This window comes from Nocardia sp. NPDC003269, from assembly GCF_042888005.1.
In the GTDB taxonomy this organism is placed as follows: Bacteria; Actinomycetota; Actinomycetes; order Mycobacteriales; family Mycobacteriaceae; genus Nocardia.
In genome coordinates this window covers 1562989-1582541 of the sequence record NZ_JBIAPA010000001.1, presented here as the reverse complement: position 1 = coordinate 1582541, position 19553 = coordinate 1562989, and the positions used below count along the sequence as shown (strand labels likewise).

The window sequence follows — 19553 nt, the reverse complement described above, 5'->3', positions numbered from 1 at the left end:
CCCGTCGTAGCGGCAGTTCATGGCCGCTATGACGGGTCACACATAACTGGTCATCCGCTTGGGTACTCGAGTAACATTTTCCGGATCATGAGCAGGGAACAGACAGTGTCGCCGCCGGGCACCGAAGCTGTGGTCCCGGACGCGGCGCTGGTCGGCCAGCGCTTCGGTTTCCGCGATCACTACGAGGTCGGCCGCGAGAAGATCCGCGAATTCGCCAGGGCCGTGCAGAACACGCACCCCGCCCACCACCAGGAAGTCGACGCGCGCAAGCTCGGGTACGACGGCGTCATCGCGCCACCGACCTTCGCCTCGGTGATCGGGATGAGCGCCACCAGGGCGCTGCTCGACAGCGTGCTCACCGAGTACGACCTCTCCCAGGTGCTGCAGACCGACCAGGTCTTCGAGATCTACCGGCCCATGCTGGCCGGCGACCGGATCCGCACCGAGATCGAGATCGAGTCGATCCGCCAGTTCGGCGACAACGACTTCGTCAACGTCGGCTTCAAGCTGATCAACTCCGACGACCAGATCGCCGTGCAGGGCACCACCACCATCGTGGCCCGCCGCGGTGTCGAGGTGGACCCGAACATCGTCGAGGCCGTCGAGAACATCAGCATGCACGCCCGCCCGGCGGCCATCGCCGGCGTCGACACCGACGACATCCTGATCCGCCGCACCGGCCCCGCACCCGCCACCCCGGAACGTGAGTTCGCGCCGGTCAACACCGTCCCCGAGTTCGGCTCCGTGGCCAAGGGCGACGAACTGCCCGCGGGCATCGCCAAGGTGACCCGCGGCGACCTGGCCAACTACGCCGGCGTCTCCGGCGACCCGAACCCGATCCACTTCAGCGATCGCGCCGCCGAACTGGCGGGCCTGCCGACCGTCGTGGCCCACGGCCTGCTCACCATGGGCCTGGCCGCCCAGTACCTGAGCGACTGGCTCGGCGACCCGACCGCCATCGCGAAGCTGGCCGTGCGCTTCTCCGGTTTCGTGCCGGTGCCGCCTGCCGCCGCGGGCGTCATCGAGTTCTCCGGCAAGGTCAAGTCGGTCGACCCGGAGCGCCGTGGCGCCACCATCCTGCTGAGCGGAATCTCCGAGGGCCGCAAGCTCTTCGGCCGCGCCGTCGCAGAAGTCCGCCTCACCTAGCCGCTGATCGCCGGTGGCCCGGGCGAATCGCCTAGGCCACCGCGATGAACGTCAGGATCGTCGCGCCGATGCGGATGAGGTCGCCGTCGGCGAGCAGGGCGCCGCTGTCGATCGGCACCTCGTTCACGTAGACGCCGTTGGCCGAATGCAGATCCTTGATCAGCAGGCCGGCGCGGCTCGGCATGATGTGGGCGTGGTAGCGGCTGGCCTTCGGGTCGTCGAGGACCAGCTCGTTGTCGGTCATCCGGCCGATCCGTAAGCCGCCGTGCGGAATCGGGATGGTGCGGCCGTCGGCGAAGCGCAGATTGCCGTTGCGGATCGAGCGCGGCACCTCGGTGACCGTCTCGGTCATCGCGGCCGCGAGCTGCTCGGATCGCTTGGCCTCCACCACATTCAGCGGTTCCTGCCGCAGCACCCGCTGTTCCAGGTCGATCAGCGCGGCACCGGGGTCGATGCCGAGTTCCTCGGCCAGCACGGCGCGCACCCGGCGGCACGCCTCCAGCGCGTCGGCCTGGCGCCCGGACAGGTAGAGCGCGGTGATCAGCTGACCCCACAGCGGCTCGCGCAGCGGGTGCTCGTTGGTCATCGAGACCAGCTCACCGATCACCGAAGACGCTCGGCCGCAAGCGATCTCGGCGTCGACGCGGGCGGAGACGGCCAGCAGCCGCTCCTCGTCCATCGCCGTGGCGAAACCGTCGGCGAACTGCAGCCCGGCCAGGTCGGCCAGCGCGCGGCCGGACCACTCCCGCAGCGCAGCGCCGAACAGATTGGCCGCGCCGGGGTGGTCGCCCACCTCCAGGCAGCGGCTCCCCGCCTCGCGCGCGTTCTCGAAGCGGCCGAGATCGCACGCGGTGTCCGGGATCTCGAGCCGATAGCCCGCACCCTCGGTGCGCAGGACCTGAGCCGAGTCGATGCCCGCGTTGCGCAGGGCCTTGCGGATGTTCGAGACGAACACCTGCAGGCTGGCGGCGTAGGAGTCCGGCGGATCCTCGTTCCAGACCATCTCGGCCAGGACGGCAGAAGACACCGCGCGCCGTCGATTGACGGTGAGCGCGGCTAGCAGAGCGCGCGGCTTGGGCCCGCCGACCGCCACCGGCTCACCGCCGACCAGCAGTCGAACGGGCCCGAGCACACGGACATCAAGACTCATGAGCTCGGGCCCCGTTTGATTGTCGCGAAAAGGCCGATCAGGAACCGCTGACGGAGCGTCCGGCCGACTTCAGGTCGTTGCAGGCCTCGACGACGCGCGCGGCCATCGAGGTCTCGGCCTTCTTCAGGTAGCTGCGCGGGTCGTAGACCTTCTTGTTGCCGACCTCACCGTCGATCTTCAGCACACCGTCGTAGTTGGCGAACATGTGGCCGGCGACCGGGCGGGTGAAGGCGTACTGGGTGTCGGTGTCGACGTTCATCTTCACGACGCCGTAGCGCAGCGAGTCCTCGATCTCGGACTTCAGCGAGCCCGAACCACCGTGGAAGACGAAGTCGAACGGCTGCGAGCCCTCGGGCAGCGCCAGCTTGGCGGCCGCGACGCGCTGGCCCTCGGCCAGCACCTCGGGCTTGAGCACCACGTTGCCCGGCTTGTACACGCCGTGCACGTTGCCGAAGGTGGCGGCCAGCAGGTACTTGCCGTTCTCCCCGGCGCCGAGCGCGTCGATGGTCTTCTCGAAGTCCTCGGGCGAGGTGTAGAGCTTGTCGTTGATCTCGGCCTCGACGCCGTCTTCCTCGCCACCGACGACGCCGATCTCGACCTCGAGGATGATGTTGGCGGACTTCGAGAGCTTCAGCAGCTCCTTGGCGATCTCGAGGTTCTCGTCGATCGGGATGGCCGAGCCGTCCCACATGTGCGACTGGAACAGCGGGTTCAGGCCGTTGTTCACCCGCTCCTGCGAGATGGCCAGCAGCGGACGCACGTAGGTGTCCAGCTTGTCCTTGGGGCAGTGGTCGGTGTGCAGCGCGATGGTCACGTCGTACCTGGCCGCCACCACGTGCGCGAACTCGGCCAGCGCCACCGCGCCGGTGACCATGTCCTTCACGCCGAGACCGGAGCCGAACTCGGCGCCACCGGTCGAGAACTGGATGATCCCGTCGCTGCCCGCGTCCGCGAAGCCCTTGATGGCGGCGTTGATCGTCTCCGACGAAGTGCAGTTGATAGCCGGGAATGCGAACGAGTGCGCCTTGGCCCGGCCGAGCATCTCGGCGTAGACCTCCGGAGTCGCGATAGGCACAGCAGTGACCTCCGTGTGTGGGGAGCGAAAAACCAATTCTGTCAGGCGTCAGCCTACTGTGGGCCACTCATGTCACAGATTCGCCCGGTACTGTGGGGGCCGTGACTTTGCTGGCGGTATCCGATGCGGTGACGAACAACCTTGCGTTGACCCAGTTGCTGGACCCGATGTATCTGCTCCAGGAGACCTGGCTCAAGAACGCGGTCCTACCCGCCATCCTGGCGATCGTCTTCATCGAGACCGGTCTGCTGTTCCCGTTGCTGCCCGGTGACTCGCTGCTGTTCACCGGCGGCATGCTCGCCGCGCAGCCGAACCCGCCGGTCTCCATCTGGGTGCTCGTGCCGCTGGTGATCCTCGTCGCGTTCGCCGGTGACCAGTGCGCCTACTGGATCGGCAGGCGGATCGGTCCGGCGATCTTCCGCAAGGAGGACAGCCGCTTCTTCAAGAAGCAGTACATCACCGAGACGCACGAGTTCTTCGAGAAGCACGGCCCCAAGACCATCATCCTGGCCAGGTTCGTGCCCATCGTGCGCACGTTCATGCCGGTGCTGGCCGGGGTGTCCAAGATGGACTACCGCAAGTACGTGGCGTTCGACATCGTCGGCGCGGTGCTCTGGGGTGGCGGCGTCACGGTGCTCGGCTACTTCCTCGGCAACGTGCCCTTCATCCGCGACCACATCGAGGGCATCTTCCTGCTGATCGTGTTCGTCTCGATCCTGCCCGCGATCATCACCGTCGGTAAGAAGGTGCTCGACAAGCGTCGCGGTACCGCGCCCACCGAGGACGCGCCCGCCGCCGAGCTGGCCGCTTCGGCGAACGAGATCCGCTGAGCAAGTGACCGCAGTACCGTCGACCCTGGCACTGGGCAGCTTCGATCCACTGATCTCGGCAGGCCCCGCCGTGGTCTGGACGGTTGTACTCGTCTTCGTCTTCCTCGAATGCGCCTTCATCATCGGGCTGTTCCTGCCCGGTGACTCGATGCTGATCACCGCAGGCATCGTGATGGCCTCGCACGCCAACGGCGAAGCCCAGGTCTGGGCCTTGTCGCTGGGCACCATGGTGGCCGCGATCGCGGGTAACCAGGTGGGCTATGTTGTGGGCCAGCGCACCGGGCATCACCTGGTCGCGCGCAAGAACGGCCGCTATATCAACACCAGGAATCTGGCCAAGGTCACCGCGCTGCTGGAGAAACACGGCTTCCTCGCCGTGCTGGTGGCGCGCTGGATTCCCTGGGTGCGCACGCTGTGCCCGATGGTGGCGGGCGCGGCCGGGATGGACCATCGCCGCTACACCGTCGCCAGCACCCTCGGCGCGATCATCTGGGCCCCGGTGCTGCTGCTGATCGGCTACTACGCGGGCGAGTTCCTCGAGCAGGTGCCGTGGCTGATGCCCGCGGTGATCGGCACGATGATCGTCGGCCTGATCATCGGCACGATCCTGGGCCTGCGCCACTACCGCCAGGAGATGGCCAAGCCGGCCGAGGACTTCGATGTCGAGCGGGCGCCCAGCGTCGTCGGCGAGGCCGAGCGCTGACGCTCACAGCCCGGCGGCGGTGACCTGGTAGGCGGCTTCCATCAGCATCCAGCCGGACAGCTGCACCGACAGGTCGCGTTCCGGCACGACCGAGGCCGTCACGGAGCCGCCCGCCGTGAACTTGCCCGCACCGGCCGTGCCGCCGGGTAAGCGGGCGGGCTTGCTCCAGTCGTGGCCGAACAGCGGCTCACCCTCGACCTCGAGCCGGTTGGCCCAGGCCGCGGTGGCGGACGCCTTCACGATGGCCGCCGCGGTCCGCCGATCGGTCTCCTGCTGCTTGCCCTCGCCGGGCAGCATCAGCGCGACGACCGCCAGGTAGCGGGCCAGGATGCCGTTGAACAGGCCGCCGTCACCACCGCCACCGCCGGAGATCACCAGGCGGGTGGTCATGTGCTCCTCGACGGCGGCCAGCAGGCGGCCGACCCGGGCGATGTGCCGCTCGTCGTCGTCGATGTGCACGGCCAGCTCGGTCTCCAGACCGAGCACGACGCCCTGGCAGTAGCTGAACACCGGCCGTTCGATCTCACCGGACGGCAGGTGGATGCCGTCGAGGATCAGGCCGGACTCGGGATCGCGCAGGGTGGCGTCGATCCAGTCGGCCATCTCCTGCGCGCGCTCGACCCGGCCCAGCCGCAGCAGCGCGATGCCCGCCGGGCCGTTGGCGGGCGCGTTGAAGAAGTCCGAGCGGACCCGCCACGGGATGCCGCCGCCGGTGTCCGGGTCCCAGGCGCCGTAGAGCTGCTGTTCGAGCGCGGCCAGGCCGCGCCGGGCCTCGGTCAGGTCCTGGGTGCGCTCGGCGCGTTCCAGCGCGATCGCGAGCCAGGCCATGTCGTCGTAGTAGCGGTTGGTCCAGCCGGTGATGTTGCGCATGCGGATGGCGCGGGCGATCGCGCCGATCCGCCTGCGCCGGGCGGGGGTGGGCACCCGGTTGGCGGCGTCGACCGCGATGTCGAGCAGATGCGCCTGCCACCAGTAGTGCCAGCCGGCGAAGGCCCGTTCGCGCCGGGTGGCCGGCCAGCCGACGACACCCAATTCCGTTCCGGGACAACCCCACAGCATGCGCAGGTGCCGCGAGATGATCGCGGACTCGGCCATGTCGGCGCGCTCGGACCACAGCGCCGGTGTCGGCACGGATCCGGCGCGATCAGTGGGCTGTGGGCGCCGGCCGCTGCGCGAGGTCATAGCACCATGGTGCCAGTTGCTGCCCGGTTTCCGCGCCCGTTCTGTTACCGATTCGAGGCTGATTCGATCACAACCGGGCCGATACACACATGGAGACGGTCAGGAACCGACCGCTACCAGGCCAGCGAGAGGTCGGCGTGTTGCCTGATCCAGGCGTGCATGGCGATCCCGGCGGCGACGCCCGCGTTGATGCTGCGCGTCGAACCGAACTGGGCGATCGAGACCGTCAGCGCCGCAGCGTCTTTCGCGTCGTCGCTGACGCCGGGCCCTTCCTGGCCGAACAGCAGCAGGCAGTCGCGGGGCAGTTGCGCGGTCTCCAGCGGGACGGCGCCGGGCACATTGTCGACCGCGACGACGGTCAAACCCTGCGCCGCGGCGAATTCGCGCAGCTCGGCCAGGTCGCTGTGGTGCACGAGGTGCTGGTAGCGGTCGGTGACCATGGCGCCGCGCCGGTTCCACCGCCGCTTGCCGACGATGTGCACCGCGGCCGCGGCGAAGGCGTTGGCGGTGCGGACCACCGTGCCGATATTGGCGTCGTGCCCGAAGTTCTCGATGGCCACGTGGAAGGGGAAGCGACGCGCGTCGATGTCGGCGACGATCGCCTCGCGGGTCCAGTACCGGTAGGCGTCGACGACATTGCGCCGGTCACCCTCGGCCAGCAGCACCGGGTCGTAGCGTTCGCCGGTGGGCGCCGGGGTGCCGTACTCCTGCTCCCACGGCCCGAGCCCGTGCGGATGCTCGCCCCATTCGGTCGGACCCGCGACCTCGACCTCGGGCGATGGCACTGACTCGTTCACCCGGAGAATGCTAGGTGGACCTCGGCTAGGCCGTTGATTCGGCTGCCCCCACGAGGACGAACACCACCACACTCGCCACGGTGACGAGCAGCGCCACCACGAGCACCGCGGTGCCGACGATCCCCATGATGTAGCCGGCGTACGCCTGCGAACGGCCACCGACCCGGCCCTGCGACGCGTCGATCTCCGCGAGCACGGAGCGGCCCTTCGCCCAGGCGAACGGCGCGAGGATGCCGCACAGCGCGAGTCCGAGGATGCCGAGGATCAGCGCCGTGGTCGCCTGCGGATGATCCGGCGGCGGCCCGTAGCCGGGATATCCCTGCGGCGGGGGCTGAGTGCTCATGCGCGAATCGTAATCCCGGACGCCCCGAAGCGGGCGGTGACGCGACCTATCCTGGAGGCGTAGGGCTCACGGGTGGTTGTCGGTATGGAGCACACGCGCATTGTTCAGGCGCTGACCTGCGTCGTCGCGATGTATCTGGTCGCGCTGGCGGTGTGGCTCGGCTGGCTCGCCCCGCATACGCCGCCGGGCACGATGCCCTATCAGGTCCTCATCATGGTCGGGCTGTTCGGCTCCTGCGCCGGTATCGCCATGGCGATCGCGTCCATGCCGACCAGGGCCGACCGCAAACTGCGCAGGCACGGGCTGGAGGGCTGGGCGCGCATCGACGGCATGCGCCCGCTGGCGCGCACCGATCATTCCAGTGAGCTCACCGAATTCGATGTCGAGCTGACCGTGCCGGGGTCGGCCACCTATCACGGGAAGATCGTGGTCGACGTGATGCCGGTCGACAAATCCCGGATGACGATCGGCCAGACCATCCCGATCCGCGTCGACCCGCTGAACAGGAATCGCATCATGCTTGTGCTGTAGCCCCCGGCGTCGGCAGGCCGACGATCGGTTTGCCGCGGCGCAGGGTGCGTTGCCAGCGCTGGAAGTCGAAGACAGCGGGTTCGGTGCTGTCGATGAAGGCGCGGATCAGTTTCACGAAACGGTCCGGGTCGTAGTGGTGCGGGAAATGTCCAGCGCCGTCGAAGATCTCGAGCATCGAGCCGGGGAACGCGCGGTGGGCGCGTTCGGCGTGGCCGGAGGGGATGACGGTGTCGCGGGTGCCGCCGATGATGAGCGTCGGCAGGTGCGCGGCCAGGTAGCCGCGGTCGAGCATGGTGATGGACTGCCCGTGCCGGTCGGCGGCGGCGCGGATGGTGCGCAGGAACGCGTTGCGCGCGCCGGTGTCGGACAGCTGGCCGTAGAGGCGCAGCACGTAGTCGACGTCCGGGCCGAGACCGAGGCCACCGAGCCCGTTGACCACCGGGATCGCCGCGCGCACGACGGTGCGCACCGGCCAGCTGGTCACCGCCATCAGTCCGGGACCGGCGCCGGGCAGCGTGGCCAGCCGGAACGCCGGATGCACCCCAGCGCCCATGCCCGCCGGGCAGACCAGCGCCAGCCGCTCCACCTTCTCCGGGAACTGGTAGGCGAACTGCATCGCGACGCCGCCGCCGAGCGAATGCCCGACCACGGTCACCCGCTCGAAGCCGAGCACGCTGAGCAGATCACGCATGCCGTTCGCGTAGGCGGCGACGGCGTAGTCGGCCCGGGGCTTGTCCGATTCACCGTGGCCGAGCAGGTCGGGCGCGAGCACGGTGAAGTGCTCGGCGAGCGCGTCGAACACCGGCGCCCAGGTCCCCGAGCTGTCGGAGATGCCGTGGATGAGCAACAGCGGCGGCCCCGACCCCGCCATCCGGAACGCGCGGCGATAGCCGTGCACCTCGATGAACTGCACTTCCCCGGTCATCTTCGAAGCGTGCGCGGCCGGTGTTGCCGCCCGAGGACGCCCAGGTAAGCGCTGTGTGACAGGGAGTATCAGGCACCGCGCCGAGGCGTGCCGACCTCCGGATCGGTGAGGAGGTACTGCGCGGCCGCGTAGGTCGCCAGGATGACGCCTTCGCTGATCCGGCGGGTCCGGTCGTCACGCGCGAACAGGCGGCGCAGCACGATCAGGCCGTCCGACACCGTGAACAACAGCGCGCCGACGCCCAGCCTGCTGCGCGGGTCGCCGTTCGGGATGTTCAGTCCGGCGACATTGCGCGCACCGGGCGCCAGGGCCGGATCGGAGGCCAGCGTCGCGGCGGTGCCGAGCGTGGCGCCGTAGGCGGTCAGCGGCACCGCGAGCACCGGGGCCTTGGCCCGCAGCAACCCGGCCGCACCCGCCCACGCCACCAGCCGGGGCGCGGCGATCGCGGCACGCGGCCTGGCACCGCGTCGCCACCACAGCATCGAGTAGCCGGTCTGCATGACGGCGAACGAGGACGCGCCCGCGATCAGGCGCTTGTCGTCGTCGGGGTCGATCAGCAGCACGTCACCGACGGTGGCCGCGGCCAGCGAGCCGAGCAGGATGCGGCGTTCGGCCGGATCGAGCTCGACCCCGCTGGTGACGGTGTCGGCCGCCAGCAGTGGCATGAGCAGTGGCTTGGTCAGCCATTGCAGCCGTTCGCGACCGGTGACGGCACCGAAGACGGTGACCGCCGCCGCCGCGAGATATCCGGCTCGCAGCGGTCGCACGTCAGAAGCTCGTTTCCTTCGGGGCGGGCGGCAGGGTGACGACCTGGCCCGCGTAGCTCAGTCCGGCGCCGAACCCGAGCAGCAGCGCCAGCTGACCACCCTTCGCCTTGCCGGTGACCAGCATCTCCTCCATCGCCAGCGGGATCGAGGCGGCCGAGGTGTTGCCGGTGTTCTCGATGTCGTTGGCCATCGGGATGCCGTCGGCCAGGCCGAGGTTCTTCTTCATCAGCTCGTTGATCCGCGCGTTGGCCTGGTGCGGGATGAACACCTCGATGTCCTCCTTGGCCACGCCGGAGGCGTCCAGCGCCGCCGACAGCGCGCGCGGCAGCGTCACCGCGGCCCAGCGGAAGACCTTGGGGCCCTCCATGTGCAGCGACATCCGGCCGATCGGCTCGACCGCGGGGTCGGTGCCCTGCATGGCCTGGGCCTTGTTCATGTACGCGAGGAAGTCGACGTCCTGGGCGATGGCCTCGGCGTTCTCGCCGTCGCTGCCCCAGACCGTCGGCGAGATGCCGTTCTCCTCGGCCGGGCCGACGACGACGGCGCCCGCGCCGTCACCGAAGATCATCGCGGTGCCGCGATCGGTCGGATCGAGGCCGACGGTCATCGTCTCGGCGCCGATCACCAGCACGTATTCGACCGAACCGGCCCGGATCAGGTCGGCGGCGACGCCGAGGCCGTACCCGAAGCCGCCGCAACCGGAGGTGAGGTCGAAGGCCGCGACGCCGTTGAGACCGAGGTCGGAGGCCACCGAAGGCGCGCCGTGCGGGGTGAGCTTGAGCCAGCTCGAGGTGCACAGCAGCACCGCGCCGATCTTGTCGCGCTCGATCGGGGTGTTCTTCAGTGCGCGATCACCCGCGGCGACGGCGATCGACCGGATGGTCTCGTCGCCACTGATCCAGCGGCGGTTGTGGATACCGGTGCGCTCGAAGATCCACTCGGGCGTCGAGTCGAGCTGTTCGCACACTTCAGCATTGCTGACGATGCGCTGCGGTCGGTACGCACCGATCCCGAGCATCGCAACGTTGTCACGACTCTTGTTAACTGCAATGCTCACCACAGGTGACTCACACGTCCTTCAGACTTACCGGACGACCACATCGTCATCCAGGTTTGGCGTTGTTCAGGCTAACCCAGAGCAAGGTCATCGAGACCGAGGATGGACCGATACTCCAGTCCCTCCGCGGCGATGACCTGGTCAGCACCGGTTTCCCGGTCGACGACGGTGGCGACGCCGACCACGATCGCGCCCGCGTCGCGCAGCGCGCGAACCGCGGTCAGCGGCGAGTTGCCGGTGGTGGTGGTGTCCTCGACGACCAGCACCCGTTTGCCGACGATGTCGGGGCCCTCGATCTGGCGCTGCATGCCGTGCGCCTTGGCGGCCTTGCGGACGACGAACGCGTCGATCGGACGACCCGGCGCGTGCATGACCGCCATCGCGACCGGATCGGCGCCCATGGTGAGTCCACCGACGGCGTCGAAGTCCCAGTCGGCGACCAGCTCGCGCAGCAGCGAACCGATCAGCGGGGCGGCCTGGTGGTGCAGCGTCGCGCGGCGCAGGTCGACGTAGTAGTCGGCCTCCTTGCCCGAGGACAGCGTCACCTTGCCGTGCACGACCGCGAGCTCGCGCACGAGCGCGGCCAGCTGGTCGCGATCCGCCTCGGTGAGCGCCTGACGTGCCTGGTCGATCATCGTTTGCGTGTCCTTTCGGTCATGAGCCGGGCCGGTGATAACGCTACGCGCTGCTTCTCGGCCCAGCGCTCATGCCCTAGGTCCGTCCGCGCGCGTTGAAGAGTCCGCGATTGAGGCGGGTCACCAGGGTGCGTGGGACGAACCCCGCCACCGCGGTGAGCACCTTGTACTGCACACCGGGCACGCTGATCACCTTGCCGGAATCCAGATCCTGCAGGCACCCGTCGACGACCTGGTCGACGTCGAGCCACAGGCGCTTCGGCAGCGAACCCATCTCGATGCCTGCGCGCTCGTGGAACTCGGTGTGCACGAACCCGGGGCACAGCGCCTGGACGCGGACACCGGTGCCCGCCAATCCACCCGCCAACCCCTCCGAGAAGGATACGACGTAGGCCTTGGAGGCCGAGTAGGTCGACCCCCGGCCGGGGATCAGCCCGGCCACGCTCGCCACGTTCACGATCGACCCGCTCGCCGCGGCGATCATCGCGGGCAGCGCGGCCCGGCTCAGCTGGAGCACCGAGGTGACGTTGACGTCGAGCTGGGCCTGCAACTCGGCGGGCTCGAGCGTCCAGAACTCCCCCGAATGCGCGAAACCCGCGTTGTTCACCAGGAATTCGAGGCCCTGGGCGGCGCGCTCGGCGACCCTGGCGCGGTCCTCGTCGTCGGCGAGGTCGGCGACGAGCACCTCGGCGGAGGTGGCGTAGCGGCGGCCGAGCTCGTCGGCGAGCGCGCGCAACCGCTCCTCGTTCCTGGCGACGAGCACCAGGTCGTAGCCGAGGCTGGCGAGGCGGTGGGCGAAACCCTGCCCGATCCCGGACGTCGGTCCGGTGATCATGGCGACGGGACGGTGCACGCCGGGGAGGCGCACGGGACTATCGGTCATCGCTGGTCGATTCCACTGGTCACTTCGGTACCGGACCCTGATACGGGCGGAACCCCGGATGGAACGGCCCGCCGGGCTGTCCCGATTCGGCGTCGTCGCCCTGCGGCAGCGGCGGTTCCACGCGCGGCCGCGGTTCGGGGACGACGGCCAGCGACGGGCGCTTGGGCGGCTCGCCGAGGGGACGGCGGCCGGGCGCGGGCTGATCCTCGAAATCGGGATCGTCGAGGTCGGGGTCGTAGTCGTCGGCGGTGTAGGCGGGCCTGCCCGCCGGGCGACGGCCGTACTCGTAGTCGTCGGGCGCGGCGGCGGCCTGCGGCGCGGCGCCGCGCGAGCCGTAGCCCGGCTCGTCGCGATAGCGATCGGCGTCGTCGTCGAGGTCGTCGTCCGGGCCGGGGAACCGGGCGCGGCCGTGGTCGGAGTAGTCCTCGGCGACCGGGCGGCCTGCCGCGAACTCGCTCGGCGACCGCTCGTCGTCGAAGTCGTCGTCCTCGTCGTAGGCCGGTCGCGGGGGCGCGGTCAGCGGCTGGTCGGCGTTGCTGCGCGGACGGGTGAATTCGCTCGGTTCGGCGACCGGCGGCAGCACGTGCAGCAGCCCGGACAGGCGCAGCACCGCGTCGATCGCGGTCTCCCAGTCCTTGGCACCGCTGCCGACGGGCAGCATGCCGAGGGTCCAGTTGCCCTCGCTCCACAGCATCTGCACGGTGTCGGTGAGCGACTCGATGAAGCCGACCATCCGCTGGTCGACCGCGTGCCTGGCGATCTCGGGATCGGTCGCGAAGACGACGCGGTCACCGATCGCGCCGAGCAGTTCCAGATCGTGGTCCTTCGGCGGCGACGCGGTCTTGAGCCGCATGTCGACGTCGATCTCGGAGCCGATCTGCCTGCGCACGGCCACCAGGGTCGCCGCGTCCTCCAGGTCGAAGAGCACGAACTTCTCGCCCTTGCGGATGCCGGAGACCACGTCGACCGCGGAGAGGTAGCCGAGCTTGGCCAGTGCGCCACGACGCCACGTCGAGGCGAGCGCCGGCTCGACCGAGACGTAGGTATAGCCCTGGGACTTCGCCCAGACCTGGCGGGCGTGCCCGGTCCGCTGTCGCTGGACCCGATCGAAATACAGCAGTACGACCGCACCCACGAGTGCGATCGCCGCTAACCCGAACCACATAGCCGTCATCGTCGCCTAGCCTATCCAGCCGTCGCCGTGATCGCCCGGCAGTGCCGGGCTTTCGACGCGCGGGTCGCTCATCGGGGGCCGCTTGGTAACGCCGTACTGATGATGATCTTGGCGTGGATCGACCCGTCTGGGTTCTTGTCGCCCTGCACCATAACCATGTCGCCGACGGGCAGCTCGCTCGCCTTCGTGCTGGTCAGCGAGATCACCTGGGTGGCATCGTCGATCAGCACCCGGACCGTCGACCCGCCGAGGGTGCTCATGGTGATCTCGGTGCCGGTGTTGGCGGTGATGCTGCCCATCGTGGCGCCGAGATCGTCGCCACCGCCGAGGCCGGGCAGCCCGGGCAGGCCGCTCGCGCTGGGCGGCACGACCGGAGTGGTCTGCCGATTGGTCGGCGGCACCAGCACCTGGCTGGTCGTCGCCCCCGACGCGGTGTTGTCGTCATCGGACTTGTTGCCGCTCAGCACCAGGCCGGCGAGCACGCCGCCGACCGCGATCAGCGCGAGCACGCCGAGGCCGAGCGCGATCCACAGACCGGTGTGCCGCTTCGGCGGTTCGCCCTGGTCACCGTCCTGTGGCCGGGGCGGATAGCCCGGTGGCGGGGCGCCGGGGTAGCTCTGGCCGTAGCCGGGTGGCGGCTGGTGCGGTGGTGGTTGCGCTGCGGGATAACCACTTTCGTAGGCGCCCCACTGCGCGTCGTGCGGAGGTAGTGCCTGCGTCGGGTTCGACGGCTGCCCCCACTCGTCGAAGCCACCGCCGCCGTACGGCTTGGTCGAATCCATGCCCGGCGAACCCAACCGTTCGGTCGGCGAATCCTCCGGGCGTTGCCCCCACGGATCGTTCGGGTTCGTCATGAGCTCCAGCGTAGGTCAGCGCGGTGCGTTGGGAGGTCCCTACGCACCGCGCTGTGGATTATTCACGAGCTGTGGACAGCCTCCCGGCCGACGACCAGCTTGTCGGCGGCGTCGTCCACACTCACCCGCACCGTGTCGCCGTCGACGACCGCGCCGGAGAGCAGTTCCTTGGCCAGGCTGTCGCCGATGGCCTGCTGGATCAGCCTGCGCAACGGCCGCGCGCCGTAGGCCGGGTCGTAGCCGCGCACCGCCAGCCACTGCTTGGCCTCGTCGGTGACATCGAGGGTCAGCCGCCGCTGCGAGAGCCGCTTCTGCAACTGCCGCAGATTGATGTCGACGATCGACTCCAGCTGCTTCGCGTCGAGCGCGTGGAACATCACGACGTCGTCGAGCCGGTTGAGGAACTCCGGCTTGAACGCCCGCCGCACCGCCTCCATCACGTGCTCCCGATCGCCGCCCGCACCCAGGTTGGAGGTGAGGATGAGGATCGTGTTGCGGAAGTCGACCGTGCGGCCCTGGCTGTCGGTCAGCCTGCCCTCGTCGAGGACCTGCAGCAGGATGTCGAAGACGTCGGGATGGGCCTTCTCGATCTCGTCGAACAGCACCACCGAGTACGGCCGCCTGCGCACCGCCTCGGTCAGCTGGCCGCCCTGGTCGTAGCCGACGTAGCCGGGCGGGGCACCGACCAGGCGAGCCACCGAGTGCTTCTCGCTGTACTCGCTCATATCGATGCGGACCATGGCGCGTTCGTCGGCGAACAGGAAGTCGGCCAGCGACTTCGCCAGCTCGGTCTTGCCGACGCCGGTCGGCCCGACGAACAGGAACGACCCGGTCGGGCGGTTGGGATCGGCGACCCCGGCCCGTGCCCGGCGCACCGCGTCGGACACCGCCTGGACCGCTTCCTCCTGCCCGACGACGCGCCCGGCGACCTCGGTCTCCATCCGCAGCAGCTTGGCGGTCTCGCCCTCGAGCATCCGGCCGACCGGCACGCCCGTCCACGACGACACCACGTCGGCGATGTCGTCGGGGGTGACCTCCTCGTTCAGCATCACGTCGCCGTCCGGCGCCGCGCCGCTGACCTGCTCGGCCGTGGCGAGCTCCTTCTCCAGCGCGGGAATCCGGCCGTAGCGCAGCTCGGCGGCCTTGCCGAGGTCACCGTCGCGCTCGGCCCGCTCGGACTCCCCGCGCAGCGCCTCGAGCTGCTCCTTGAGCCCGCGCACCGAGTCGATCGCGTTCTTCTCGTTCTGCCAGCGCGTGGTGAGCTGGCTGAGCTTCTCGCGGTCGTCGGCGAGTTCGGAGCGCAGCTTCTCCAGCCGCTGCTTGGAGCCCTCGTCGGTCTCCTTCTCCAGCGCGACCTCCTCGATCTCGAGGCGGCGCACGGCCCGCTCCACCTCGTCGATCTCGACCGGGCGGGAGTCGATCTCCATGCGCAGCCGCGAGGCCGACTCGTCGATCAGGTCGATCGCCTTGTCGGGCAGGAAGCGGGAGGTGATGTAGCGGTCCGACAGCGTCGCGGCCGCCACCAGCGCGGAATCGGTGATCCGCACGCCGTGGTGCACCTCGTAGCGCTCCTTGATGCCGCGCAGGATGCCGATGGTGTCGGCCACCGACGGCTCACCGACCATGACCTGCTGGAACCGGCGCTCGAGCGCCGCGTCCTTCTCGATGTACTTGCGGTACTCGTCGAGCGTGGTCGCGCCGACCAGGCGCAGTTCGCCGCGCGCGAGCAGCGGCTTGATCATGTTGCCCGCGTCCATCGCGGAGTCGCCGGTGCCGCCCGCGCCGACGATCGTGTGCAACTCGTCGATGAAGGTGATGATCTCGCCCGCGCTGTTCTTGATGTCGTCGAGCACGGCCTTGAGCCGCTCCTCGAACTCACCGCGATACTTCGCGCCCGCGACCATCGCGCCCAGGTCGAGCGAGACGACCTTCTTGTTGCGCAACGACTCCGGGACGTCGCCCTCGATGATCCGGCGCGCCAGACCCTCCACGATGGCGGTCTTGCCGACGCCCGGCTCACCGATGAGCACCGGGTTGTTCTTGGTGCGCCGCGAGAGCACCTGCACCACGCGGCGGATCTCGGTGTCGCGACCGATCACCGGGTCGAGCTTGCCCGCGCGGGCGGCCTCGGTGAGGTCGGTGGAGTACTTCTCCAGGGCCTGGTAGCTGGCCTCCGGGTCGGGATTGGTGACCCGCGCGCTCCCGCGCACCGTGGTGAAGGCGTCGCGCAGCGCCTCCGGGCTCGCGCCGTGCCTGCGCAGCAGCTTGGCCACCTCGGAGTCGCCGTCGGCGAGGCCGACCAGCAGGTTCTCGGTCGAGACGTACTCGTCGCCGAGTTCGGTGGCCAGGCGCTGCGCGGCGGCCAGGGCGGCCAGGGCCTCGCGGCCGAGCTGCGGGGTCGTGGTCGCGCCGGTCGCGCGCGGCAGCCGGTCGACGATGTCGCCCGCTTCGCGCTCGACGGTCGCCGGGTCGACACCGATGGCCTTCAGCAGCGGGGCGGCGATGCCATCGGTCTGATCCAGCAACGCCACCAGCAAGTGCGCCGGACGGATCTCCGGGTTGCCTGCCGCCGAAGCGGCCTGAAGGGCGGCGGTCAGCGCCGCCTGTGTCTTGGTGGTGGGATTGAACGAGTCCACAGATCTCCTCCGGGGTAGGTCAGGTATCGACTGGTTCAACGCTCACAAAGTTGAGTCTGTTCCACTCAACTTCAACTTTTTCCGGCGGACACCGAATCGGTGTTCACGCTACGCCGCGACACCACCGAAGACGATCAATCACCGCACGTCGCAAGGCTGTCCGCCTAGGATTGCCGTGCCCGGACCACCCGAGGAAGAGGAGCCGACCGATGCGCGCGATCGTGGTTCAGAAGTTCGGTACCACTCCCGAACTCGCCGATATGCCGGTGCCGGAGCCCGGGCGCGGGGAGGTGCAGGTCGCGCTGGACGCCGCCGGCGTCAACCCGTTCGACCTGAAGATGGCCGACGGCATCCTCGAGGGCAAGATGCCCACCGACTTCCCGATGATCCTCGGCGTCGACGGCGCGGGCACGATCTCGGCGGTCGGCGCGGGCGTGCGCTCGTTCGCGGTCGGCGACCGGGTGGTCGGCAAGTTCCTCACCGCCCCCGCCGGGCACGGCAGCTGGGCGCAGTACGCGACCCTGCCCGAGGACGCCACGCTGGTGCCCATCCCCGACGGCGTCACCTCGGTCGCGGCCGCCGCGCTCCCCGTCGCGGGCGTCACCGCCCAGGACCTCGTCGACACCGCGCAGATCCGGCCCGGCCAGACGGTGCTGATCGTCGGCGCGACCGGCGGCGTCGGGTCCTTCCTGGTCCAGCTCGCCAATATCGCGGGCGCGCACGTCATCGCCACCGCCCGCGGCGACGCCACCGACCAGGTCGCCCGCCTCGGCGCCGCGGAAACCATCGACTACACCCAGATCCGCCCCGCCGACCCGAACGTGGTCGACCCCGACCCCGCCACGAAACGCGACTCCAGCATCACCGGCGCCGTCCGCTTCACCCACCCCGACGGCATCGACGTCCTCTTCGACCTGGTCAGCAGCCCCGCCGACTTCGCCACCCACGCCACCCTCGTCCGCCGCGGCGGCCGCGCCTACTCCACCACCTGGGCCGCCGACGAGAACGCCCTGCGCGAACACGACATCACCGGCGGCAACTTCGAATCCAAGGGCCGCGGACCGGAACTCAGCCGCCTGCTCGCCCGCGTCGCTTCGGGCGACGTAGTCGTCCCCGTCGAAGCGACCGTCCCCCTGGAAGCCGCCCCCGCCGTCCTCGGCGCAGGCCGCGCCCGCGGAAAAACCGTCCTGGCCATCTGATTTCAGCAGACGCCACCTTCGCCGATCACCCATAGCCATTGCGCGACGATGGCGTGTGCGACCCGTCTTCACCCACCCCATGTGGTGTGACTATACACCATCATGGTGTATAGTCACACCACATGGTGAGCAGGGGGCGGCACCCGAAGAAGGCGATCAATACGGCGCTTGCCGAGCTCGATATCGACCTTTTCGAAGTCGAGGAAGTGCACCGAGGGCATCGTTGGGGTGTTGTCCGTCATCGGGCGACCGGTGACACGATTGCCATTTGGTCGACCCCACGCGTACCCGAGGACAACGCTGATGCCATCCGACGGTTCGCGCGGCAACACACCGACACGAAGGAATCGATATGAGTCACCACGAGTTCACGCTGGTACTCGATCACACACCGACCGACGACGAACTCGACGCGCTGTACGACGCCGGGCTCGACGACACGACGCCGGAGTTCGGGCCACGAACCACCCCGGTACTGCACGTACATCGCGATGCCGATTCGCTGGCATCGGCCATCATCAGCGCGGTCGGGCAGACGGAAGCGGCGGGGTTCGCCGTGGTGGGTGTCCGGACCGAGAACCTCGTGACGCTCAAGACGATCGCGGGCAGGACCAACCGGACCTATGAAGCCGTTCGCAGGCTTGCCAACGGCGAGCGGGGGCCCGGCGGGTTCCCGGCCGCGATGAGCGGCGATGGCTACGCCCTGTACTCCTGGACAGAAGTCGCGCGCTGGTTCGCCGAGCACTACGGGATCCCGGACACGACGACTCGATACGACCGAATTATCGCAGCAGCAGACCATCTGGTGCGTGCTCGTCGACTACTGGGTGGCGAGGCCGGGGAACTCACGGCACTCGCCAGTTGAGCGGCGCGGTGGTCAGTGGGGGCGGTAGGTGCCGGTGCGGGCCTTGGTGGCGGTGGTGGTGAGGATCGAGGCGAGGGTGGTGTGGAGGCGGGTGGGGGTGGTGGGTTTGGCGATGAAGGTGGATTCGCCGTAGAAGACGTAGCGGCCGTCGTTGGTGAGGTCGTGGAGCTGGAAGTCGTCGCGGCCCTCGGTGTGGCGGTTGTCGACGCTGGCGTGCGCGTAGACGCCGATGTGGGTGAGGGTGTCGGTGGGTTTGGCGAGGAAGGTTTCGAGTTGTTCGCGCGGGGTGGGGTTCCAGCGGTCGCGGACATGCGGGCGGGGGGCCGCGAGTTCGGCTGCGGTGACTTTGATTTCACGGCCGGTGCCGGGGCCGACCTTGGGGAGGGTGGACAGCACGGCGGCGGCCAGGTCGTCGGGGGCCATCAGGTGCAGCGCGATGTCGCCCGGGTCGGATTCCTCACCGGGGGCCTGAACGGCCAAGGCGGCGTAGGTGTCCCGGGTTCCGCCGTGCGCGCGGATCGTTCGTGTGGTGCCGCACGCGCCCGCCACTTCGACGCGCGCGTGCGGCGCCAGCAACGCGGCCATGGCGGCGTCGAGGTCGCTGTCGAACTCGGCCATCATGTTCTCGGCGGCCTTGCTGCGCAGCCGGAGGATCTCCGCCCGGGATTCGACACCGACGTGGCGGTGGTGCAGGGGGTACGGCAGGACGTCGCGGCCCGCCGCTTCCCACAGGGTGCGGAAGTCTAGAGCGGTGAGATGCCAGGTACGCACGGGAGATCTACTCTGTTCCATCAGGTTTCG

Annotated in this window: 21 protein-coding genes; 6 read left to right on the top strand and 15 right to left on the bottom strand. The window is 69.3% G+C overall.

What is annotated here, in order from left to right:
• The first annotated feature begins 87 nt into the window (after window positions 1–87).
• Window positions 88–1146, top strand: a complete 1059-nt coding sequence (locus ACFYWJ_RS07225; protein ID WP_355274729.1) for a fused (3R)-hydroxyacyl-ACP dehydratase subunits HadA/HadB — start codon at window positions 88–90, stop codon at window positions 1144–1146.
• A gap of 31 nt (window positions 1147–1177) precedes the next feature.
• Here the strand turns inward: ACFYWJ_RS07225 and ACFYWJ_RS07220 are convergent, their stop codons facing one another.
• Window positions 1178–2296 carry a BTAD domain-containing putative transcriptional regulator gene (locus tag ACFYWJ_RS07220; RefSeq protein WP_355274732.1) on the bottom strand — a complete coding sequence of 373 codons (1119 nt, stop codon included), beginning with the start codon at window positions 2294–2296 and terminating at the stop codon, window positions 1178–1180.
• Between the two features lie 37 nt (window positions 2297–2333).
• Complete coding sequence (gene fbaA / locus ACFYWJ_RS07215; protein ID WP_355274735.1) at window positions 2334–3371, bottom strand: class II fructose-bisphosphate aldolase; 1038 nt, start codon at window positions 3369–3371, stop codon at window positions 2334–2336.
• 167 nt (window positions 3372–3538) lie between these two features.
• Between fbaA and ACFYWJ_RS07210 the strand changes: the two genes are divergently transcribed.
• A complete protein-coding gene (locus ACFYWJ_RS07210; RefSeq protein WP_355275405.1) occupies window positions 3539–4201 on the top strand; it encodes a VTT domain-containing protein in 663 nt (220 codons plus the stop codon).
• A 4-nt stretch (window positions 4202–4205) separates the two neighbouring features.
• A complete protein-coding gene (locus ACFYWJ_RS07205) occupies window positions 4206–4904 on the top strand; it encodes a DedA family protein (RefSeq protein WP_355274738.1) in 699 nt (232 codons plus the stop codon).
• A gap of 3 nt (window positions 4905–4907) precedes the next feature.
• Here the strand turns inward: ACFYWJ_RS07205 and ACFYWJ_RS07200 are convergent, their stop codons facing one another.
• The 3 genes from ACFYWJ_RS07200 to ACFYWJ_RS07190 all read right to left on the bottom strand — a co-directional run bounded on the left by ACFYWJ_RS07200 (window position 4908) and on the right by ACFYWJ_RS07190 (window position 7226).
• Window positions 4908–5999 carry a glycoside hydrolase family 76 protein gene (locus tag ACFYWJ_RS07200; protein WP_355275407.1) on the bottom strand — a complete coding sequence of 364 codons (1092 nt, stop codon included), beginning with the start codon at window positions 5997–5999 and terminating at the stop codon, window positions 4908–4910.
• 200 nt (window positions 6000–6199) lie between these two features.
• Entirely contained in the window at window positions 6200–6883 is a 684-nt protein-coding gene (locus tag ACFYWJ_RS07195) for a TrmH family RNA methyltransferase (protein ID WP_355274741.1), read from the bottom strand.
• A gap of 25 nt (window positions 6884–6908) precedes the next feature.
• Window positions 6909–7226 (bottom strand): DUF4190 domain-containing protein, encoded by a 318-nt coding sequence (locus ACFYWJ_RS07190; RefSeq protein ID WP_355274742.1) that lies wholly within the window; start codon window positions 7224–7226, stop codon window positions 6909–6911.
• 84 nt (window positions 7227–7310) lie between these two features.
• On the opposite strand from ACFYWJ_RS07190, the gene ACFYWJ_RS07185 reads away from it, so the two are divergent.
• Window positions 7311–7757: a hypothetical protein gene (locus ACFYWJ_RS07185; protein ID WP_355274744.1), complete on the top strand. Its 447-nt coding sequence runs from the start codon at window positions 7311–7313 to the stop codon at window positions 7755–7757.
• On the opposite strand, the gene ACFYWJ_RS07180 is transcribed toward ACFYWJ_RS07185, so the two are convergent.
• From ACFYWJ_RS07180 to clpB, 8 genes are all read right to left on the bottom strand, one after another.
• Complete coding sequence (locus ACFYWJ_RS07180) at window positions 7741–8682, bottom strand: alpha/beta fold hydrolase (RefSeq protein WP_355274747.1); 942 nt, start codon at window positions 8680–8682, stop codon at window positions 7741–7743. The genes ACFYWJ_RS07185 and ACFYWJ_RS07180 overlap by 17 nt on opposite strands.
• A 68-nt stretch (window positions 8683–8750) precedes the next feature.
• Entirely contained in the window at window positions 8751–9449 is a 699-nt protein-coding gene (locus tag ACFYWJ_RS07175) for a lysoplasmalogenase (RefSeq protein ID WP_355274750.1), read from the bottom strand.
• Between the two features lies 1 nt (window position 9450).
• Complete coding sequence (locus ACFYWJ_RS07170) at window positions 9451–10509, bottom strand: beta-ketoacyl-ACP synthase 3 (protein ID WP_355274753.1); 1059 nt, start codon at window positions 10507–10509, stop codon at window positions 9451–9453.
• Window positions 10510–10577: 68 nt separating this feature from the next.
• Window positions 10578–11141, bottom strand: a complete 564-nt coding sequence (gene pyrE, locus ACFYWJ_RS07165; protein ID WP_019049751.1) for an orotate phosphoribosyltransferase — start codon at window positions 11139–11141, stop codon at window positions 10578–10580.
• A 76-nt stretch (window positions 11142–11217) separates the two neighbouring features.
• A complete protein-coding gene (locus tag ACFYWJ_RS07160) occupies window positions 11218–12024 on the bottom strand; it encodes an SDR family NAD(P)-dependent oxidoreductase (protein WP_355274757.1) in 807 nt (268 codons plus the stop codon).
• Window positions 12025–12043: 19 nt separating this feature from the next.
• On the bottom strand, window positions 12044–13159 hold the full coding sequence (locus ACFYWJ_RS07155) for a hypothetical protein (protein WP_355274760.1): 1116 nt from the start codon (window positions 13157–13159) through the stop codon (window positions 12044–12046).
• Between the two features lie 107 nt (window positions 13160–13266).
• Window positions 13267–14052, bottom strand: coding sequence for a DUF5666 domain-containing protein (locus tag ACFYWJ_RS07150; protein ID WP_355274763.1), 786 nt, complete (start codon window positions 14050–14052; stop codon window positions 13267–13269).
• 62 nt (window positions 14053–14114) lie between these two features.
• Entirely contained in the window at window positions 14115–16688 is a 2574-nt protein-coding gene (gene clpB, locus ACFYWJ_RS07145; protein ID WP_355274766.1) for an ATP-dependent chaperone ClpB, read from the bottom strand.
• A gap of 209 nt (window positions 16689–16897) precedes the next feature.
• Between clpB and ACFYWJ_RS07140 the strand changes: the two genes are divergently transcribed.
• Complete coding sequence (locus ACFYWJ_RS07140) at window positions 16898–17887, top strand: NADP-dependent oxidoreductase (protein ID WP_355274769.1); 990 nt, start codon at window positions 16898–16900, stop codon at window positions 17885–17887.
• A 113-nt stretch (window positions 17888–18000) separates the two neighbouring features.
• On the opposite strand, the gene ACFYWJ_RS07135 is transcribed toward ACFYWJ_RS07140, so the two are convergent.
• Window positions 18001–18129, bottom strand: coding sequence for a hypothetical protein (locus ACFYWJ_RS07135; protein ID WP_355274772.1), 129 nt, complete (start codon window positions 18127–18129; stop codon window positions 18001–18003).
• Window positions 18130–18239: 110 nt separating this feature from the next.
• Between ACFYWJ_RS07135 and ACFYWJ_RS07130 the strand changes: the two genes are divergently transcribed.
• Window positions 18240–18752: a hypothetical protein gene (locus ACFYWJ_RS07130; RefSeq protein WP_355274775.1), complete on the top strand. Its 513-nt coding sequence runs from the start codon at window positions 18240–18242 to the stop codon at window positions 18750–18752.
• 12 nt (window positions 18753–18764) lie between these two features.
• On the opposite strand, the gene ACFYWJ_RS07125 is transcribed toward ACFYWJ_RS07130, so the two are convergent.
• Complete coding sequence (locus ACFYWJ_RS07125; RefSeq protein WP_355274777.1) at window positions 18765–19523, bottom strand: ESX secretion-associated protein EspG; 759 nt, start codon at window positions 19521–19523, stop codon at window positions 18765–18767.
• Between the last annotated feature and the right edge of the window lie 30 nt (window positions 19524–19553).